Source organism: Streptomyces sp. Y2F8-2 (genome assembly GCF_014905555.1).
GTDB lineage: Bacteria > Actinomycetota > Actinomycetes > Streptomycetales > Streptomycetaceae > Streptomyces > Streptomyces cynarae.
Window position 1 is genome coordinate 106,137 of record NZ_BNGS01000013.1, and the last position, 18,387, is coordinate 124,523.

The following is an 18,387-nucleotide window of genomic DNA, read 5'->3' on the forward strand; positions in this document are numbered from 1 at the left end:
CCGTGCACGGGGTCGCCCCGAGCAGACGACTCCGCGGTGTGCGGCCGGCCCGGGCGGACGCCGGGTCGCCTCTCAGGCCCGGTCCGTCAAGGCTGCCACCAGTGCCGGGGCGTTGTCGTCGTCCGGGTCCTCCAGGAACTCGCGGCGCACCTGCCGGGCCGCGACCCGGCCGGAGGTCAGGCACCACTGCCACCAGTGGTCCAGCCGCCGGGTGGTGAGGCGGTCCGCGGGGACCAGCGCGGGCCAGCCGCAGGCCTCGGCCTGGGCGGTCAGCTTGGCGCCGCCCTCGACGGGGTCCACGGCCAGGGCCGGCACTCCGCCGCGCAGCGCGAGCACCAGCCCGTGCAGCCGGTCGGTGACCACCAGGTCCATCCGGGACAGCACGGACTCGAACTGCCCGGGCGTGGCGCACAACCGCCAGTCGTGGCTGTCCAGCCGGGTCTCCAGCTCCACACGCGCGCAGTCCTTGCCGGCCAGCCACCGGGTGACCGTCTCGGCGGCCTCGTCGTGCCGGCGCCTCTCCCCGTACTCGTGCTGCCCGTGCGTGAGGATCACCCCGACGACGGGCGTGGTCGTCTCGCTCGGCGCGTGGGTGGACAGGTCGGGAACGGGGCCCATGGCGGGCGCGTCCCTCGGCAGGACCCGGTGGAATCCGGTGACGGCCGGATCGTCGGCGTCCAGCACGGAGGTGCCGACCGCGATCCGCACGCAGTGCGAGAATCGCCGGTGCAGTTCCTCGATCCGGGGTCCGTGCAGCGGCCCGCAGATGAAGATCAGATGCGAATAGGAGGCGGGCCGTACGTCGTCCAGGTGCAGCGCCGACGGCCGGAAGCCGGGGCTCCACGCCACGTCGTAGGGGATCCCCTGGTGACGCAGCACGTCCTCGACCCGCCGCAGGGCCAGCACATCTCCCGCGGTGGCCTCGCCGTCCACAAAGCTGAACCATCCGGTCAGCAGAGTCCTCAGATGCCTCGCACACACAACGCCTCACGAGTGCCCCCTCGTCACGTGCTCACTCATCCCCGCAGGGGTTCGCAGACACCCGGGCCGGCGTTCACGGTCACCGCGTCGGCGCGCCGGACGGCTGCGGTATCGTCCGGGCCCTCGGAGCCCGTACGGCGCGGGCCGGGAGTTCACGGAGTTCTGTCGACGAGGTGCCCGCCATGACCGAAGCCGATCAGGGACCCGGGGCCGCGGCGGCCCGGTTCACCGGGCGTCCGGTGACCGGTGAGCGCCCGGGGTCCGGTGCGCTCGCGGAGGTCGTCCTCGACGGTGGCCGGGTGGTGATGGTCAAACGCGGCGACGAACCCGGCTCCCTGCGGGCCGAGGCGGCGGGGCTGCGCTGGCTGGCGGACGCCGGCGCGGTGCGTGTCCCCGCCGTGCACGGTCACGACGAGCACTGGCTTGTCACCGACCGCGTCCGGCCCGGGCGGCCCAGTGCCGAGGCGGCAGTGCGCTTCGGCCGCGAACTGGCGGCCCTGCACACGGCCGGTGCGCCCGCGTTCGGCGCCCCGCCGCCCGGTGGTCCCGAGGACGCGTACATCGGCCTCGCCCCGATGCGCAACGTCGCCGGTGAGGACTGGCCGGGCTGGTACGGCGAGCACCGGGTGCTGCCCTATGTGCGCCGTGCGGTGGACGACGGCACGTTGCGGTCCACCGAGGCGACGCTGTTCGAACGTGTCTGTGAGCGGCTGCCGGAGGTGGCCGGTCCCGCGGAGCCGCCCGCGCGGCTACACGGCGACCTGTGGAACGGGAACGTGTTGTGGGGCGCCGACGGCCACGCCTGGCTGATCGACCCGGCCGCGCACGGCGGACACCGGGAGACCGACCTCGCCATGCTGCACTTGTTCGGCTGCCCGCACCTGGACCGGGTGCTGGCCGGATACCAGGAGGCGACTCCGCTCGCGGACGGCTGGAGGGATCGGATCGGGCTGCACCAGCTCTTCCCGCTGCTGGTCCACACGGTGCTGTTCGGCGGCGGGTACGCGGGGCAGGCGCTCGCGGCGGCCCGCGCGGCCCTGGCGGCCTGACCCACCGCACGCGTGTTCCTCGGCAGGGTACGGTCTCCTGGTCACCGCACCCGGAGGAGCCGCCATGTCCCGCGCCACCGACGCCTCGTTCGACCTGTTGCCCGGCGCCGACGGCTCTCCGGTGATCCTCCATGTGCCGCACGGGGCGCGGGAGATACCGGCGGACGTGCGTGAGGCCATCCTGCTCGACGACACGGCCCTCGCCCGGGAGCTGGATCACATCACGGACGCGCACACCGGCGAACTGGCCGACCTCGCCGCGAAGGCCGCCACCGTCACGCCCTGGCGGTTCGTCAACCGGCTGTCACGGCTGGTGGTCGATCCCGAGCGGTTCCCCGACGAGCGGGAGGAGATGCTCGCCGTCGGGATGGGCGCCGTCTACACCCGCACCACGCACCGCGAGGTCCTGCGAGGGGACGGCACCGACCCGGAACCGCTGCTGCGGCGCTACTTCCACCCGTACGCGCGGGCGATGACGGCGGCGGTCGCGGACAGGCTGGCCGCCACGGGCCGGGCCGTGGTCCTCGACGTCCACTCCTACCCGACCTCCCCTCTGCCCTACGAACTGCACGGCGAAGGCCCCCGACCACCGGTCTGCCTGGGCACGGACTCCTTCCACACGCCGCCGGAGCTGCTCGCCCGGGCGCGTGAGGCGTTCGCCGGGTTCGGCGGAACGGGGGTCGACAGCCCCTTCTCCGGGGCGTACGTCCCCCTGGAGTTCTACGGCGCACAGCCCCGGGTCACCGCCCTGATGGTGGAGATCCGCCGGGACACCTACATGACCGAACCGGGCGGTGCCGCGGGCCCCGGTCTGCCCCGCCTCGCGTCGGCCCTGGCGGCCCTGGTGGACGCGGTGTCCTGAGGGACGTCCCCGCCCGAGGTCACTGCAGCAGCGGAAGCTTGCCCACAATCTTGCTGACGCGGTTGCGCGGGCCCACGATGCTCACGGCGCAGTACACGAGGTCGTCGGTGGCGGTCTTGCCCACGGTGGCCTGGTAGTCGGCGTAGACCAGCGTCTCCTGGGCCGCGACCGGCATGTCGGCGACGAAGGTGTCGGCGTACGAGGCCGCCTTGGCGCGGATGGCGCGGAGAGTGTCGGCATCCGCCGCCAGGACCGAGCAGCCGGCCCAGGGCAGTCCCGGGTGCACGGCGCCCTCGGCGTCGGTGGCGTCTTCGCCGAGCAGCCCGGTCACCGCGGACTGCGTGGCCGCCGCGACGCAGACGGCGGCGTTGACGGCGCGGCCCGAGGGCAGGTCCCGGTCGACGACCACGACCCACTTCAGCCGGGCGGCGCGGGTCGAGACGCCGGGGTCCACCTCCTCGGGGCGCAGCCGATCTGCGAGCCGGTCGTGTTTTCGTCGGTCATGAGCTTGTCTCCTGAGCATTTCTGCGGCTGGTGCCGCGAATGCTAGGCAGGTGTGCGTCTCTGTCGCTTGACTGTCGAACTTTTGCAGGCCACGGCCGCCGCATGACCGCCAGTGGTGAACTTCATGCGGCAAGTCATCCGATGTGGCGTCGAACGTGCGGACATGGATCGGGGCCCGTCACCGTTTCCCGCGCGGGACCGCCGGGGATCCGGCGGCGGGCTCGATACGCCGGGGCTGGACGTGCTCGTAGGCCATGGTGGTCTGCACGTCGGCGACCTCACGGCGCTCGGTCAGCCGGTCGATGACGAAGGCGTAGACGCCGTTGACGTCCGGGACGGCGACGTGGATGAGGAAGTCGTGCGCTCCGGAGGTGACGAACAGGCCGATGACTTCGGGAAGCTGGGCCGCCCACTCGCGGAACCCCTCGATCACGGGGCGGGCCGGCGGCCGGATGCGGACCGAGATGAGCGCCTGGACCGGGCGGCCCACCGCCTCGAGGTCCACGGCCGCGTGGTAGCCCGTGATGACCCCGCGCTCCCGCAGCAGCCGTACCCGCTCCAGCGAGGTGGACGGGGAGACCCCCGTCCGCGCGGCCAGCTCCCGGTTGGTCTGCCGTGCGTCGTCCTGCAGTTCCCGCAGCAGGGCGCGGTCCAGTGCGTCCATGTCCATGCCGCTCACTATGCCGTACGAAATTCGGCGGCAGCCGGGAATCTCCCTACGGCTGCTGGCCGCAGCGGTTCGACCCGCCGGTGTGCTCCGGTCCGTCAAGGCCGCGCCACTTTTTGTTATCGGCCGGGTCCGGGGCCGTCTCCTGTGCGCAATCGTCCGCATCGACCATCTGACGAGACCGAGGACGCACCCACGTGAGAGCACGGATCAGCCGCCGGAGCATGCTGAAGATCGCCGGTACGGCCGCGGGCGCGGCCGCCGTCACCGCCGCCGTCCCCGCCCCCGGGGCGTCGGCGGCGGGCACGGCCTTCGCGCACCCGGGACTGCTGCACACCCAGGCCGACCTGGACCGCATGGCGGCCAAGGTGAAGGCGGGCGCCGCTCCCTACACGGCGGGTTTCGCCAAGCTCACCGCCAACCGGCACGCGCAGAGCACATGGACCGCCCGCCCGGCGGCGACCGTCTACCGGGGATCGGGCACACCGGAGAACTACAGGGTTCTCTACAACGACGTCCACGCCGCCTACCAGAACGCCCTGCGCTGGCACGTCAGCGGCGACAGCGCGCACGCGGACGCCGCCGTGGCGATCCTCAACGCCTGGTCCGCCACTCTGACCACGCTGGACGGCACGGCGGACCGGTTCCTGGCGGCCGGGCTGTACGGCTACCAGTTCGCCAACGCCGCCGAACTCGTGCGCGAGCGCGACGGGTTCGAGTTGGCCCGCTTCCAGAAGATGATGCGGTCCGTCTTCCTTCCGGTCAGCTCCGACTTCCTCACCAGCCACAACGGCGCCTACGTCAGCAACTACTGGACCAACTGGGACCTGGCCGCGATGGCCTGCGTCCTCGCCGTCGGCATCCTCTGCGACGACCGCACCGCGGTCGACCAGGCGGTCTCCTACTTCCGGAGCGGCGACGGCATGGGCTCGATCAGGAACGCGATCCCCGTGGTGCACCCCGACGGCCTCGCGGAATGGGCCGAGGCGGGCCGCGACCAGGGCCACGCCCTGCTCGGGGTCGGACTGATGGCCACGGTGTGCGAGATGGCCTGGAACCAGGGCATCGACCTGTACGGGTACGACGACAGCCGCTTCCTCAAGGGCGCCCAGTACGTGGCCAAGTGGAGCATGGGCGGATCCGTGCCCTACACCGCGCTGACCCGGAAGAAGGGCGCACCGGGCATCTGGTCCGGCAGTGAGACGACCAGCAAGGCGGCCGCCGTGGATCCGGCCATGACCCGTCCGATCTGGGCCATGATCGCCAACCACTACACCAAGCGCCGGGGGCTGGACGCCCCCTATGTCACGCGGATCGCGGCCAGGACGGCCCCGGAGGGCGGCGGCGGGGACTACGGGCCCAACAGCGGCGGATACGACCAGCTCGGTTTCGGCACCCTGACGTTCACCCGCGACCGGGTGTCCACGGCCGAGGCGACGGCGTCCCCGACGCCCGTGTCCGGCGCGGCCACCGGGGCCGGAGGCGGGCCCTCCGCGCCGTCGTCCACGGCCGGTCCGCAGGGCGGCCGGGGCAGGGACCTGGCGAACACCGGCTCCTCGGACGTCCCCGCGTGGACCGCCGCCGCGGGCGTCACCGCCGTCGCGGGCGGACTGCTCCTGCTGCGCCGCCGCGGGCGCGCCGGGCGCGACAGCGCGTGAGCCGAAGGGCCGGCGGCCGACCGTCCCACGACCGCCGGCGTCCCCTCATACACGCCGAGTGCTCACCCCGCGACGCTCCGTGGAGGAGCGCCGATCGCGGCCCTCTCGGGATGCGCGCTGCGCCATCTGGGGGAAAGGTGAGGGGAGGATCGACTCGCAGAGGAGACAGAATGTCGACGTCACAGCCTGATGCGTCGCGTCGTCCGGCCGATGACCGCGCCACGCCGGACGAGCTGCTGCACGCGTGCCCGCTCGAGACCTCGGCGGAGGATCTGGTCCTCGCCTCGGGGCGGGACATCACCCCCAGGACCCTCGCCTGGGCGGAGCGCAAGCTCGCCTCCGAGGGGCACGCCGCGCTGGACAAGCTACTGCCTTAGTGACTCCCGGTCCGGAATCACCGCGCCGGGGACGGGGCCGGGCCCCGGGGCCGTGATTCCGGACCGGTGCGGCTGCTGCGGGGCGTGCTTCAGGCTGCCCTCGAGGAGCGCGTCGGCGGCGGCGACGGCGTCGCGCACGTCGTTGGTCGCCGTCATGACGCACAGCGTGTAGCTGACATCCGCCAGCTCTCGTGCCGCTTCGGGTGTCTCCCGCTCGGCGAGCGCGATCCGCAGGGACGCGTACCGGGTCAGCAGTCTTCTGACGGCCTTCGGATCGGGAACGAGCACAGTCGTGCCTTTCTCTCGTTTTTCCGTCCCGGCTCCCCCGTCTCGGGTGAAGCATGCACAACTCCTCTCACACGGCCCGCTTTTGGCGCGATCTCGACCCTCCTCTCCCCCACGGCCACCCCACGGCGGTCCGGAAGACGGCGCGACACGCGATCACGACCCACCCCTCCCCTCCCGGCCGTTGACGTGCGCGGACCATACTGGGAGCGCCCCTGTCCCCTTTCCCCAGAGTGATCCATGGCAAAGTCCTCCACCGTCCGTGCCACGGCTCCCGACACCGTGTGGCTGGCCCGCGGGCGACACCCCGGCCCGGGCGCCGAGGACGCCGTCCGCCGCCGCCTGCGTGAGCTGAAGAGCGAGAAGGTCATCCAGGACGAGACCGAGTACGACGGTTCCCGGGAGGGCGCGCCCGCGCGCGCCTTCGAGGCGCGGTGGCTCGTCGCGGACGATGTCGTCGTACGGGCCCGCCTCGACGTCGGGGCGCCCGACGACAAGGACGGCGCCCAGGACTGGGTGCTGGTGGCCGAGGCGGACCGGTCCTGGGACCTGCACTGGCCCTCTCCGGCCACCGTGTTCTGGCCAGACGACCCCGACGTACCCTGGGACCACGACGTGGTGCCGGGGCTGCGCTTCAGGGAGATCAACCCGCTGCCCACGGAGGACCGGGCGCTGCGGCGCCTGCTGAAGGACTGCGCGCGCCACTCCTGGAGCATCCACGTGGTCGTCCACGAGGCGATGACCCCCGACGAGCGCGGGCTGCGCCCCCTCGCACCGCTGCTGCCGCCCGGCCTCAGGCACCGCGTCGTGGAACACCGGGCCGCACCGGAGCAGTTCCAGGTGGTCAACTGGGCCCTCTACGACCTCGGGGCCCGGGTGCCCCGTGGCGGTGCCGTGGTGCTGCCCGCGGCACCGTCCGGTCCCGGCGCCGACGACAACGGGTTCAGCGTCCGCACGGTCTTCCTCGACGGTTCGCACCCCACGGAACTCCTCGACACCGTGCGGCGCTTCGCCGAGCAGCCCGCACCCCTGCCCGAGGGCGCGGAGGAGGCCCTGTCCGCGCTGCGCGAGCAGTGGCATCTGACCACCCTCGAGGAGGAACTGGCCATGGCGCACCGCCGGCTCGCCGCCTACGCCGAGGCGCTCGAGGCCATGACGAAGTCGCGGGACATGTACCGGGAGGCGGCCGAACTCGCCCACGAGGCGCTGGCGGCCTACCAGGAGGCCGGCGCGCTGCCCGCACCCCGTCGGCCACGCAAGAGGGAAGGTTTCTCCTTGCGTACTCTGGCCAAGCCCCTGGAGCGCGTGGTGGACGGCGTGAAGTCGCTCGGTGTACCCGGCCCGCAGAACGGTGACACCGCCCCCGAGGCGGAGACCTCCGCGGACACCTCCCCGGCCGGGCCGCCCGACTCCGGGGACTCGAAGCAGCCGTAGAGCCCCGACGTCCGGATCGGCAGGCGGGCCCCCCTGCCGACAGCAGAGGGCCCCGCCGCGTGCCGGGGGGAGAGACATCGGCGGGGCCGACGGCTCGAGGCGCCGGGGGGGAGGGCACCCACGAGCGGTCTGACATGCTGGTGCCCGACTTCCCGGGAAGTATGCGTGGCCGTTTTCCGCGTCTTGTGTCACCCATCCGTGAGGGCCGGGTGTAGGCGGAGGTTTAGGGGGTACCCGGGCGTGAACTCGCTGTCGGGTGCCACTCCGGCAGCGAGATGTTGATCACCTCCGGAGCGCGGATCGCGGTGCATCTGTTGTCCGCCCCGGGGTAGGCGAGCCCCGCCACACCGTACGGATGGGAGGACATTGTGTCGGCTGAGCAGACCCCGCTGTCCATCGATGTGACGATGCCCCGGGAGGATGTCGCGCTGGTCACTGTGAAGGGTTTCCTGGACGTCGACACAGCGACGGAGTTGCAGCACCACCTGGCCAACCAGATGCACCACGGCCGGCAGCACCTGTTGCTCGACCTGTCGGAGGTGCCGTTCATGGACTCGTCGGGCATCAACATCATTCTCAACGCCTACAAGGAGACCCGTCAGGTCGGCGGCTCGATCGGCCTCATCGACCCGGCTCCGGCCGTCCAGCGGATCCTCGACCTGACGGGGGTGAGCCTGACCGTCCCCTCCTTCAAGACCGTTCAGGACGCCCTGGACGACACGGGCGATGCGTTGAGCCGGCCCTAGGCTCACGGGCGGGGCGTTCCTCTCGGGCGCCGGGCCGGACCACGGGTGTGCCGGCGAGACCGGTCACCGTGCGGGTGACGGCCGGGTGTGCTGACGGCCGGTCAAATGGCGTGCTTCCGAAGGGAACGTCGTCCGCCCGCATGGTCTCCGTGTTCGTCGTCGCCCGCCTCCAACGGTCCGACGCCGTTTATACGGACGGCAGTTGGTCGGGTCCCCCGATCGTTGGATGATCTCCGTGGCGCCCTCGGGTGCCGAGGGGATCTCCCATCATTACAGTGGTCGCGCGACAAGGAACCGCGCTCTCCGGGCAGGCTCCCCAGCCGTCGGGGGAGGGTACGTACGAAGGAGACAGGGACGTGACGGACCAGGAGTCGGCAACGAACCCAGGAGCGTCGACACGGGTCGTGGGGGACTTCCTGCTACTCCGTCGGGAGCAGATCTCTCAGCGCTGGGCCGACCAGACGCTTTTCCGTACGGTGTTCACGGTGTCGCGCGACGAGGCCGTGGAAGCCGCGGGCTCTCTGGTGGAGGCGCTCGCCGCGGTGGCCGCCTCCGGGCGGATCGAGGATCTCCGGGCCCCGGGCTTCGCGGGGATGCGCGAACAACTCACGCGCATGGCGGCCTCGCGGGCCCGCGCGGGTGCGACGCCGTCGCAGATCGCCGACGAGGTGGCGGCCCTGGGCCCCTCGGTCAGGGAGCTGCTGAGCGCCGAACTGTCCGGGTCGGACGGGCAGGCGAACGGATCGCACGCCGTCGCGCTCACCGCCCTGCTGGGCACGCTTCGGGTGCTCGTCATGGAGACCGCCCTGAGCACGGGCGAGGAGATCATCGAGCGGCAGCGCCTGCAACTCCTCGAAGTCGCCACGCCCGTCATCAAACTGTGGAACGGCATCGTCGCCGTACCGCTCATCGGCACCCTGGACAGCGCCCGCAGCCAGGTCGTGATGGAGAGCCTGCTGGAGGCCGTCGTCACCCAGCAGGCCCGGTTCGCCATCCTGGACATCACCGGAGTGCCCACCGTGGACTCCCTGGTGGCGCAGCACCTGATGAAGACCGTCGCGGCGGCCCGCCTCATGGGCGCGGAGTGCATCGTCTCCGGCATCCGGCCGGCGATCGCCCAGACCATCGTGCACCTGGGGATCGACCTGGGCTCGGTCCTCACCCGGGCGAGCCTGGCCGACGCCCTCGCCTACGCCCTCCACGAGCTGGGCGCCGTGATCGTCGACCGGGCGGGCCACGGAGGAGGCCAGCGGTGACCGGCGGTTTCCAGGATCCGACGGGTGCTTCCGTCCCCGTACTCAGGCTCGGCGACGTTCTCCTCGTCACCCTTCAGGGCGAACTGGAGGACAAGTCCGCCGAACAGCTGCAGCAGGACATCAGCGAGGCCATCGCGGGTAGTTCCGCCACCGGAGTCGTCATCGACGTCTCCGGTGTCGAGATCGTCGATTCCTTCCTCGGACGCGTGTTCGCCGAGATCGCGGCGAGCGCCAAGCTGCTCGCCGCGGAGACCGTGGTGGCCGGCATGCGCCCCGCTGTGGCCATCACCCTGGTCGAACTCGGCCTCACGCTGCCGGGTCTGCGCACCGCGCTCGACACCGACGACGCACTGCGGATGCTGACACGGGCGTCCACGCCCCTGTCCCACGGTCCAGCACGCCAGGAGAGCGCGTGACGGAGACATCGGGCCGCGTCACCACATGCCTGCCCATCCGCACGGACATGGATCTGGCGTGGGTGCGGCAGCATGTGCGGCAGGCGGCTGCCGAGATCGGTTTCGGGCTGGTGGAGCAGACCAAACTGATCACCGCGGCCAGCGAGCTCGCACGCAACACACTCGTCCACGGCGGAGGCGGACAGGTGGAGTTCGCCTTCCTGGACAACGGCCGCGCCCGCGGTCTGCGCCTGTCCTTCGTCGACGAGGGACCCGGCATCCCCGACATAGAGCGCGCCCTCACCGACGGCTACACCTCGGGCGGCGGTCTCGGCCTCGGGCTCGGCGGAGCCCGGCGGCTGGTCCACGAGTTCTCGATCGACTCCCGTCCCGGCGAAGGCACGCGGGTCACCGTGATCTGCTGGGCCGCCGGACCGCCCCGGCCCCGCGAGGGGGTCCGATGACCCGCGTCTGGGACGTGCCCGTGCACGACTCGACCCGGGTCCGGGACGTCGCGGTGGCGGTGCAGGACAGCTGCGGCCACGCGGGGTTCGACGACGGCCGTACGGCCGCGGCCGTGCTCGTCGCCACCGAGCTCTCCACCAACCTGCTCAAGCACGCCGGTGGAGGTCGCATCCTCATCGACACGGTGGACGCGGACCTCACCTCGGACGCGGCCGCCCGAAAGCCGGCGCTGCAGATCGTCGCGATCGATCACGGCCTGGGCATCCCCGACCTCGCGGCCGCGCTGGGCGACGGCTTCTCCACCACGTCCTCGCTGGGTGCCGGCCTCGGCACCTGCCGGCGCATAGCGGACGACTTCGACGTGCACAGCGCGCCCGGGAGGGGCACCGTCGCCCTGGCCCGGATAAGGGCCGGGTCCGGTCGCCGGCGGCAGGGGCGCGCCCGGCGCGACCACGCCCCGGTGCGGGCCGGTGGCGTCAACATCGCCCTGGCGGGACCCCATTCGGGTGATGCCTGGGCGTCTGTGAGGTTCGGGGAGCGGGTCACGCTGCTCCTCGCCGACGGGCTGGGGCACGGCCCGGCCGCGGCCGAGGCGTCCGACGCGGCGGTCCGGCAACTGCGGGACAGCGCCCATCTGCCGCCGGCGGAGCTGCTCAGCGTCCTGCACACGGTGTTGCGCAGCACCCGGGGCGCCGCCGTCGCGGTCGCCCAGGTCGACCTCGCAGAAGGGACTCTGGAGTTCTCCGGCATCGGCAACGTCGGCGCCCGGTTCCGTTCCGGCGGTGGCTGGCAGCACCTGCTGTCGCATCCCGGCATAGTCGGCGCCCACCGACCGACACGCATCCCCTGTCAGCGGCTGCCCTGGTCGCCCGACTGTCTCCTCGTCCTGCACAGCGACGGACTGCCCAGCCGGTGGTCCCTGCGGGAGGACGTGCCCTCCGCGGAGCTGGACCCCGGGGTGACGGCTGCGGTGATCGTGCGGGACGCCAGCAGTGCCGCCCGGACCGTCCGCGACGACACCACGGTGACCGTGCTGTCCCCCACCCCGCCGAAGCGTGAACCATGACCCACACCTGGCAGATCATCACCGTCGTCGATGCCGCCCGGGCCCGGATCGCCACCGCGCGGCTCGCGGCCGATCTCGGTGTCTCCGTGGTCGACCGCACCCGCCTGGTCACCGCGCTCACCGAGCAGCTGCGCCAGTGCCTCACCAAGGGCGGCGCCTGGCGGCTGGTCCTCGGGACCACTCCCCCGTCGCGGGGCGAGGAGCAGGCACGGCTGTGGGTCACCGTCCGTCCGGACCCGGACGAACGCCCCCAAGAGGAGCCGACGTGGGAGGCGCAGGTTCCGGCACCGGAACGGGGCAGCCGGGCGGACACGGTGGCGGTGCGCGCCTCCCCGCCGGACCTCGCCGAAGCGCTGTTCAGCGCCGACGACGACACCGCGCGCGTACTGGAGGCACTGACGGAGCAGGAGGCGCTGGTCGCGTTCCACCGTGAGGAGCTGCACCAGACGAACCAGGGCGTCCTCGCGCTGCACGCCGAGCTCGACGCCGCCGGCCAGGCGCAGCGCGAGCTGTTCGCCGCCGAGCGGGCAGCGCGCACGGAGGCCGAGGAGGCGCGCCGCCGGCTCACCTTCCTCGCCGACGCCAGCGCGGCGCTGACGGCGTCCCTGAACCACGGCGAGATCGTCCGTCTGCTCCCCGAACTGCTCACCCCGACGTACGCGCGGACCGCCGACGTGTGGCTGCTCGGCGACGACGAGGCGGAGCCGAGCCACGCGCCACGCCCGGCCGCCGCCGTGCTCGCCGCCCGCACGGGCCGCCCGCAGTACGCGGCGCCCCAACCGGGCGGTCTGCCCGGCGTGGAGGACCGGCCGCCTTCCGCCCTGCACCCCACCCGGCCGCTGCTGTGCCTCCCCCTGTCGGCCCGGCAGGTGCCGCTCGGTGTGATCACCCTCACTCCGCCCGGCGACCGGTGGGATCCGGATGACGCCGTGATGCTGATCGAACTGGCCCGCAGGGCCGCCATCGCGATCGACAACGCCCAGCGCTTCGAGCACAGCCGCGACATCGCCGAGACGCTGCAGCGGGCGCTGCTCACCGAGCTGCCCGCCACCCCCGGGCTCCAGCTCGCCGCCCGCTATCTGCCGGCGACCCACGGTCTGAACATCGGCGGCGACTGGTACGACGCCTTCCGGCAGCCCGACGGGAGCCTGATCGCGGTCATCGGCGATGTCACCGGGCACGGGCTGCACGCGGCGGTGATGATGAGCCAGCTGCGGACGGCCCTGCGCGCGTACGCCGTCGACGGGGGCAGCCCGGGCCGGCTCCTCACCCGGCTGCACCTGTTCCTGCACCATCTCCAGCCGGATCTGTACGCCACCGCGGTGATCGCCCGTTTCCGGCCCGGCGAACCGGTGCTGACCTGGGCCGCGGCCGGTCATCCGCCCCCGGTGCTGCGCACGCCCGACGGCCGGGTGCACACCCTCGACGCCAAGCCGGGCGCCATGCTGGGCGTTCCGGTGCAGCAGGAGATCGAGGACCACACCGCTCCCCTGCCACCCGGCTCTACGCTGGCCCTGTACACGGACGGCCTGGTGGAGCGGCGGGCGTACGGCATCGACCCGGGCATCGAACGTCTCACCGAGGCGATGTCCACGCTCGCCGTGCCCGACCGGAACGGCGGCCTGGAGGGCGCCGCGGACCGGGTACTCGAACCGATGCTGAGGGACTCGGAGGGCGAGGACGACGTGTGTCTCTTGTTGTGTCACGTGGACGACGAGATTGCCGAGAACGCCGGGACTGCCGGGGAGGCGGCCGTACCGTGATCCTGGATGCGTATCCTCCGGCTTTCTGGCAACCGTCATAAGGGGGGCCGGGCGACGGCGCGACGAACGACGAGAACCGGCCGGAGTGCCGGCCGGGGGAAGGACGGCATGGCAACCGAGCCGCGTTGGGACAAGGCCTGGCCGTTCGAGACGGTCGAGGCCCTGGTGGCGGATTTCGGCGGTGACCTGCCCGACGTCACCGGGGCACGGCTGGCCGCCGAGGAGTTTCTGCGACGGTTGGCGCGGGCTTCGCCTCCGACGAGTCCCGAGTACTGGAACGACATACTCCTGGTGGTCGACGAGCTGGCGGCGAACGCCGTCCAGTACGCGCCCGGGCCGTTCGGCCTGCGGATGCGTCCGACGTACGACGGTGTCCATGTGACGCTGCACGACACCAGCACGACGCCTCCGGCACCGCGTCCCTTCAAGCCGGGCCAGAGCGGAGGCATCGGCTGGCACCTGGTGCACACGCTGTGCCACCAGGTGAGCGTGGTCGTCCAGCCGGAGGGCAAGGACGTGCACGTGTTCCTGCCCTGGTAGGGCGCGGGCCCTTCCGGTCCACGCCCTGCCGGGGCGGGAGCCCCCCGCGGTGCCGTCGGCCGACCGACGGTGAGCGCGGGGCGGCTCGTGGGATCAGGCCGCCCGCCACCGTGCCCCGGAGCCGTCCGGGACGGTGCTGCCGGCGGCCCGCGTGTCTCCCGCCTTCTGCGCCGTAGGCCTCTCGCGGACCCGGGACCCGGTGGCGGCGCCGTCCGCGCCGACCGCGCCGTCCTGGGAGGAGCGGGGCACGGCGCGCAGCCGGCGGCGTCCCGCGCCACGGGCCTTCCTGGTGCCGCCCGGGGTGAGCAGGCGTTCCTCATAGCTGCCGAGCGCAAGCATGAGGCACAGCATGGACACCGGCATGAGCAGGGCTACGGCGATCATGTGGGCTCCTTCACAGGGCGTCCTGTTCCGCGTTGCCCCGCTTCGCCCTTGGAAACACGGTTCAGCCGAGTGGCACGAACACGCTGACGGTCTTGCCGTCCGCCCGGGGTTCGATGACGATGTCGCGCGCCAGCTTGATGATCAACGGCCAGCCGAACCCGCCCCGCTCCTGCCTGTTGGGAAGCTCGCCGGTACCGAACGCCACGGCGGGGATGTCCAGGCTGCGGTCGCGCACGACGAGGCGGACGCCCTCCCGCGTGGGGACGGCCTCGAAACCGGCGAGTCCGCCCCCGTGGCGGATGGCGTTGGACACCAGTTCCGAGGTGACGAGCAGCAGGTCGGCGACGGCCTGCTCGGTCGGCTGCACGGGTGCGGTGTCCCAGTGGCTCCGGACGACCGCGAGCACGTGCGCGCGCGCCGTTGCCGCGCTGGTCACCGGGACGCGGGGCGGGGACGGGTCGCTCTGCCGCACGCCGTCGGGCGCGTGCGCGTGCCGCGGGCGTACGGGGGCGCTGATGTCGCGCTCGTCGGCGGCTCCAGGGTTCCCGCCGTCCCGCGGGGGAAGGTCCACCGGTTTCATCGCGCGCGCAAGGAGTCGGGCAGGCCTGCGGGGCCCGTGGCGTCGCGAGGACGGCACCGGGCCTCGGAGCCTGTGTCGAGGATCGGCGTGGCGTGGTGTCGTTCGTTCATCGCCCCACGCATACCCGTCCTTGGGCAAGCCATGAGTGCGAAAAAATGCTCGGCGCGGGATCTGTCGCCCTCGGCCGACCGGTTCGCAGGGTCGGCGAGCCTTCGGCAGCCCCTGGCAACCGGTCCGGAGACCTCTGGTGACCGGTCCGACGCCTCAGTCGGCCAGTGCGGCGGCGAGTTCGGCGGCGGCCTCGACGAGTTCGACGTCCTGCTCCGCGAGCAGTTGACGCAGTACCCCCCGGTCGGCGTGCACGGCACGGCGGGCCGCGCGCTCCCACCCCACGTAGTCCTGGGGGTAGTTGAGCAGTTTGGGGTAGGCGGAGGCGGTGCTCTCCCACTGGTGGGCGTCGGCGATGCTCCTCAGCAGGTGAAGGATCTCCACGCGGCAGGTCACCTGGGGAAGCCGGGCCAGCTCCCACAGGAACGGGACCGTTGCCGCCGTGGCCTGGTCGACGACGAAGCCGTACTGGCAGATGCGCTCCCGCAGGCGGCCGAGTGCCGCCCGGGCGGTGGCCTCGTCGCCCCGGGCGACGTCGTGGAGCAGGACCGGGATGGCCTCGGCGGAGCCGCTGGAGTCCTTGATGGAGTCCCACGGCACGTGCCCCAGGTCCTTCAGTGATGTGGCCATTTCCACTCCCGCAGACAGTGTGGGGCCAAGAACGACACGGCATTGCTACGACACGGCATTGCTAGGGCACGGCACCGCTCTGATGGGACGTCAGCACGCGGACGTCTGTGAAGCGGTGGACGCCGCCGCTATTATCCACGCAGTCAGCACCGTCGTGCAATTGCATGGGAAATTGCACGACGGGGAACGGAAGGAGACTGTGGTGCCTTCAGTGCCGAACGGAGTGCAGGCGGGCTCGTTGGACGCCCGCTGGATCAAGAGCGGGCACAGCAACGCCGAGGGCAACTGTGTCGAGCTGGCCCGCCTGGCCGACGGGGCCATCGCGGTGCGCAACTCGCGCGATCCGGAAGGACCCGCGCTCGTGTACACGCCCGCCGAGGTGGCCGCGTTCCTGGCCGGCGCCAAGGACGGGGAGTTCGATCATCTGGTGTGAGCGGGATCCCGCCGGTTCGGTCCTGCCGTCCCCTGCGACACGGCGCGACGGAATGCGATAATGAGGGTCTGTTGTCCGTCGGCTGACCGGGAGTCAGGATGTCCGCCTCGTCGAACCGCGCCTCCCGTCTCGAACCGTATCTCACCCGGACCCAGCCCGCTCCGACTCTTCTGAAGATGCTGGTCGGCGTGCAGTTGGCGGGCATGCGCGAGGACGCCGGCCTTTCTCAGGAGCAGGCGGCGCGGGCCCTCGGGTTCAGTCCCGCGAAGCTGTCGCGCATCGAGGCGGGCAAGGGACGCAGGCCGCCCACGGAAGAGGACGTCCATGCGCTGCTGCGGCTGTACCAGGCCGATGACCACGAGGCCTCGGTCCTGGTCCAGTTGCTGCGGCGGGCCGGTGAGCCGGGATGGTGGCAGCGTTACGACAAGCGGCTGATGCCCGAGTGGTTCGACCGCCTGGTCGGGCTTCAGGAGGCGGCCACCGCGATCCGTACCTTCGAGATCCAGTACGTACCCGGGCTGTTGCAGACGCCGGCCTACACCCGGGCCGTGGTGGAGCGCGGTCTGCCGACGGCGTCGGCCGCCGAGGTGGAGCGCCGGGTGGAGCTGCGGATGCGGCGACGGGAGCTGCTGTCGCGTCCGGACGCTCCTCGGCTGTGGGCCGTCGTCGACGAGTCGGTGCTGATGCGGGTGCTGGGCGGCCGCGAGGTGATGCGCGAGCAGCTCGAGCACCTGGTCGAGATGGCGCAGCGTCCGCATGTGACCGTACAGGTCGTGCCGTTGGACGTGACCAACGCGTCGGCCCCGGCGATACCGGTCACCTATCTGCGCTTCGGTGGCGCGGACCTGCAGGACATCGTCTACCTGGAGCACATCAGGAGCGCCAACTTCCTGGAGGACCCGGACGAGACGGAGGAGTACCGGGTCGTACTGGACCGGCTCGCCGACGAGGCCCTCAACCCGCGTGAGTCACTCGCCCTGTTGCGCAGGACGCTTCGGGAGCGTTACCCGGCCGGCTGACGTTTCCCGGCGGGGTGACCGGTGGCGTGGGCGCCGGCGGACGCCACGGTGTGGGTGGCCCGTTCAGCGGATGCGTCCCACTCCCCCGAACTCGATCCACTCTTGGGTGAGTTGCCTGGGCGCGACCTCGGAGTCCGGCCGCCAGGTGGAGACCTCCACCAGACCGGGCTCCAGGATGTCCATGCCGTCGAACCAGGCCTCCACGTCCTTCTCCTGGCGCACCCGCCCCCAGTGTCCCTGGGTGGCCTGGTCCATGAAGTCGGTGACGAAGTCCCGGACTTGGGCGTCCTCGCTGACGAGCTGGCACATCACCATGAAGCTGCCGGGCACGAGCCGCTCGGCCACCCGGCGGACCAGGGCGGGCGGTCCGTCGGTCTCGCTGTCCGGGATGCAGTGCATCACCGAGTTGAAGAGCACGGCGACCGGCTGCGAGAAGTCGATCAGGCGTCGGGTCTCCGGGTGGGTGAAGATCGTATCGGTGTCCCTCATGTCGGCCTGGATCACGACGGTGCGCTCGTCCTGCTCCAGCAGGGCACGGCCGTGCACCAGGACCATGGGGTCGCTGTCGACGTACACGACGTGCGAGGTCGGGTCGATGCGCTGGGCGACCTGGTGGACGTTGTCCTGGGTGGGCAGTCCGGATCCGTGGTCGAGGAACTGGCGGATGCCGTACTCCTGCGCCAGCGTCCGCACGACCCGCTGCAGGAACCGCCGGTTGTTCAACGCGAGCGCCCGCGTGCTGGGTACGACCTTGTCGAGTTCTTCACACGCGGCCCGGTCGGCCGCGTAGTTGTCCTTGCCGCCCAGGTAGTAGTCGTACATACGGGCGGCCGTCGGCACCGTGGCGTCGATCGACGTGGACAACTGCCTGCCAGACTGCATCGTTCCCCCAGATCCGGGCCGCGCCGTCGAACCGGCTCGGCGGGCACACCATCCTAGGGAACCGGTGTTCACCGGTGCCAGTCCCCGAACGATGGACACGACGCCAACTCCGCTACCGCTCCCCCGTGTTACGGAAGAGGGCAGCAGGGACTGCCGTGGCCAGTGCGCGGCATCCCTCCCGGTTGAGGTGCAGCCGGTCGCCGACCTGGAGACCCGGCCTTTCGAGGTCACCGCCCCGGCGCGGCCTCGGCGCCGACAGCAGTGGACCCCGCCGCGCGCCCGATGGACCGTCCCCGTAGGATC

General features: G+C 72.0%; 22 protein-coding genes. 14 read left to right on the forward strand and 8 right to left on the reverse strand.

All coding sequences use genetic code 11. The annotated features are described in order from the left end of the window. Window positions 1–72 precede the first annotated feature (72 nt). The gene (locus SY2F82_RS34245; RefSeq protein WP_236041959.1) at window positions 73–933 is read right to left on the reverse strand and encodes a polysaccharide pyruvyl transferase family protein; all 861 of its coding nucleotides are present in this window, start codon (window positions 931–933) and stop codon (window positions 73–75) included. A 230-nt stretch (window positions 934–1,163) separates the two neighbouring features. Here SY2F82_RS34245 and SY2F82_RS34250 point away from each other — a divergent pair, with 230 nt between their 5' ends. Together SY2F82_RS34250 and SY2F82_RS34255 are read left to right on the forward strand one after the other, a co-directional pair. Continuing rightward, on the forward strand, window positions 1,164–2,030 hold the full coding sequence (locus tag SY2F82_RS34250; RefSeq protein WP_200422969.1) for a fructosamine kinase family protein: 867 nt from the start codon (window positions 1,164–1,166) through the stop codon (window positions 2,028–2,030). 64 nt (window positions 2,031–2,094) lie between these two features. Beyond that, window positions 2,095–2,892 carry an N-formylglutamate amidohydrolase gene (locus SY2F82_RS34255; RefSeq protein ID WP_200422970.1) on the forward strand — a complete coding sequence of 266 codons (798 nt, stop codon included), beginning with the start codon at window positions 2,095–2,097 and terminating at the stop codon, window positions 2,890–2,892. Window positions 2,893–2,911: 19 nt separating this feature from the next. Here SY2F82_RS34255 and SY2F82_RS34260 read toward each other — a convergent pair whose 3' ends face one another. After that, window positions 2,912–3,346 (reverse strand): DUF2000 domain-containing protein, encoded by a 435-nt coding sequence (locus SY2F82_RS34260; protein WP_236041960.1) that lies wholly within the window; start codon window positions 3,344–3,346, stop codon window positions 2,912–2,914. A 228-nt stretch (window positions 3,347–3,574) separates the two neighbouring features. Further along, window positions 3,575–4,060, reverse strand: a complete 486-nt coding sequence (locus SY2F82_RS34265; protein WP_200423127.1) for an Lrp/AsnC family transcriptional regulator — start codon at window positions 4,058–4,060, stop codon at window positions 3,575–3,577. Between the two features lie 227 nt (window positions 4,061–4,287). Between SY2F82_RS34265 and SY2F82_RS34270 the strand changes: the two genes are divergently transcribed. Together SY2F82_RS34270 and SY2F82_RS34275 are read left to right on the forward strand one after the other, a co-directional pair. Beyond that, a complete protein-coding gene (locus SY2F82_RS34270; protein WP_200423128.1) occupies window positions 4,288–5,721 on the forward strand; it encodes an alginate lyase family protein in 1,434 nt (477 codons plus the stop codon). A gap of 170 nt (window positions 5,722–5,891) precedes the next feature. Beyond that, window positions 5,892–6,098 (forward strand): hypothetical protein, encoded by a 207-nt coding sequence (locus SY2F82_RS34275; RefSeq protein ID WP_200422972.1) that lies wholly within the window; start codon window positions 5,892–5,894, stop codon window positions 6,096–6,098. On the opposite strand, the gene SY2F82_RS34280 is transcribed toward SY2F82_RS34275, so the two are convergent. Then, on the reverse strand, window positions 6,087–6,386 hold the full coding sequence (locus SY2F82_RS34280) for a DUF5133 domain-containing protein (protein WP_200422973.1): 300 nt from the start codon (window positions 6,384–6,386) through the stop codon (window positions 6,087–6,089). The genes SY2F82_RS34275 and SY2F82_RS34280 overlap by 12 nt on opposite strands. A gap of 237 nt (window positions 6,387–6,623) precedes the next feature. Here SY2F82_RS34280 and SY2F82_RS34285 point away from each other — a divergent pair, with 237 nt between their 5' ends. The 8 genes from SY2F82_RS34285 (at window position 6,624) to SY2F82_RS34320 (ending at window position 14,048) form a co-directional block, all read left to right on the forward strand. After that, window positions 6,624–7,817: a hypothetical protein gene (locus SY2F82_RS34285; RefSeq protein WP_200422974.1), complete on the forward strand. Its 1,194-nt coding sequence runs from the start codon at window positions 6,624–6,626 to the stop codon at window positions 7,815–7,817. 368 nt (window positions 7,818–8,185) lie between these two features. Beyond that, complete coding sequence (locus tag SY2F82_RS34290; RefSeq protein ID WP_374707229.1) at window positions 8,186–8,563, forward strand: anti-sigma factor antagonist; 378 nt, start codon at window positions 8,186–8,188, stop codon at window positions 8,561–8,563. A gap of 356 nt (window positions 8,564–8,919) precedes the next feature. Beyond that, entirely contained in the window at window positions 8,920–9,819 is a 900-nt protein-coding gene (locus SY2F82_RS34295; RefSeq protein ID WP_200422975.1) for an STAS domain-containing protein, read from the forward strand. Further along, the gene (locus SY2F82_RS34300; protein WP_200422976.1) at window positions 9,816–10,235 is read left to right on the forward strand and encodes an STAS domain-containing protein; all 420 of its coding nucleotides are present in this window, start codon (window positions 9,816–9,818) and stop codon (window positions 10,233–10,235) included. The genes SY2F82_RS34295 and SY2F82_RS34300 overlap by 4 nt, the downstream gene beginning before the upstream one ends. Before the next feature lie 47 nt (window positions 10,236–10,282). Continuing rightward, entirely contained in the window at window positions 10,283–10,678 is a 396-nt protein-coding gene (locus SY2F82_RS34305; protein ID WP_200423130.1) for an anti-sigma regulatory factor, read from the forward strand. After that, window positions 10,675–11,745, forward strand: coding sequence for an ATP-binding SpoIIE family protein phosphatase (locus SY2F82_RS34310; RefSeq protein ID WP_200422977.1), 1,071 nt, complete (start codon window positions 10,675–10,677; stop codon window positions 11,743–11,745). Before SY2F82_RS34305 ends, SY2F82_RS34310 begins: the two co-directional genes overlap by 4 nt. Further along, entirely contained in the window at window positions 11,742–13,508 is a 1,767-nt protein-coding gene (locus SY2F82_RS34315; protein WP_200422978.1) for a PP2C family protein-serine/threonine phosphatase, read from the forward strand. The genes SY2F82_RS34310 and SY2F82_RS34315 overlap by 4 nt, the downstream gene beginning before the upstream one ends. A gap of 108 nt (window positions 13,509–13,616) precedes the next feature. Then, window positions 13,617–14,048 (forward strand): ATP-binding protein, encoded by a 432-nt coding sequence (locus SY2F82_RS34320; RefSeq protein WP_200422979.1) that lies wholly within the window; start codon window positions 13,617–13,619, stop codon window positions 14,046–14,048. A gap of 93 nt (window positions 14,049–14,141) precedes the next feature. On the opposite strand, the gene SY2F82_RS34325 is transcribed toward SY2F82_RS34320, so the two are convergent. The 3 genes from SY2F82_RS34325 to SY2F82_RS34335 form a co-directional block, all read right to left on the reverse strand. Next, complete coding sequence (locus SY2F82_RS34325; RefSeq protein ID WP_200422980.1) at window positions 14,142–14,432, reverse strand: hypothetical protein; 291 nt, start codon at window positions 14,430–14,432, stop codon at window positions 14,142–14,144. 61 nt (window positions 14,433–14,493) lie between these two features. Then, on the reverse strand, window positions 14,494–15,003 hold the full coding sequence (locus SY2F82_RS34330) for an ATP-binding protein (RefSeq protein WP_236041962.1): 510 nt from the start codon (window positions 15,001–15,003) through the stop codon (window positions 14,494–14,496). Between the two features lie 273 nt (window positions 15,004–15,276). After that, on the reverse strand, window positions 15,277–15,750 hold the full coding sequence (locus SY2F82_RS34335; RefSeq protein WP_236041963.1) for a hypothetical protein: 474 nt from the start codon (window positions 15,748–15,750) through the stop codon (window positions 15,277–15,279). Window positions 15,751–15,952: 202 nt separating this feature from the next. Here SY2F82_RS34335 and SY2F82_RS34340 point away from each other — a divergent pair, with 202 nt between their 5' ends. Together SY2F82_RS34340 and SY2F82_RS34345 are read left to right on the forward strand one after the other, a co-directional pair. Continuing rightward, a complete protein-coding gene (locus SY2F82_RS34340; RefSeq protein ID WP_200422981.1) occupies window positions 15,953–16,183 on the forward strand; it encodes a DUF397 domain-containing protein in 231 nt (76 codons plus the stop codon). A 98-nt stretch (window positions 16,184–16,281) separates the two neighbouring features. After that, window positions 16,282–17,202, forward strand: a complete 921-nt coding sequence (locus tag SY2F82_RS34345; RefSeq protein WP_200422982.1) for a helix-turn-helix transcriptional regulator — start codon at window positions 16,282–16,284, stop codon at window positions 17,200–17,202. Window positions 17,203–17,265: 63 nt separating this feature from the next. Here SY2F82_RS34345 and SY2F82_RS34350 read toward each other — a convergent pair whose 3' ends face one another. Then, window positions 17,266–18,084, reverse strand: a complete 819-nt coding sequence (locus SY2F82_RS34350) for an SAM-dependent methyltransferase (RefSeq protein WP_200422983.1) — start codon at window positions 18,082–18,084, stop codon at window positions 17,266–17,268. Between the last annotated feature and the right edge of the window lie 303 nt (window positions 18,085–18,387).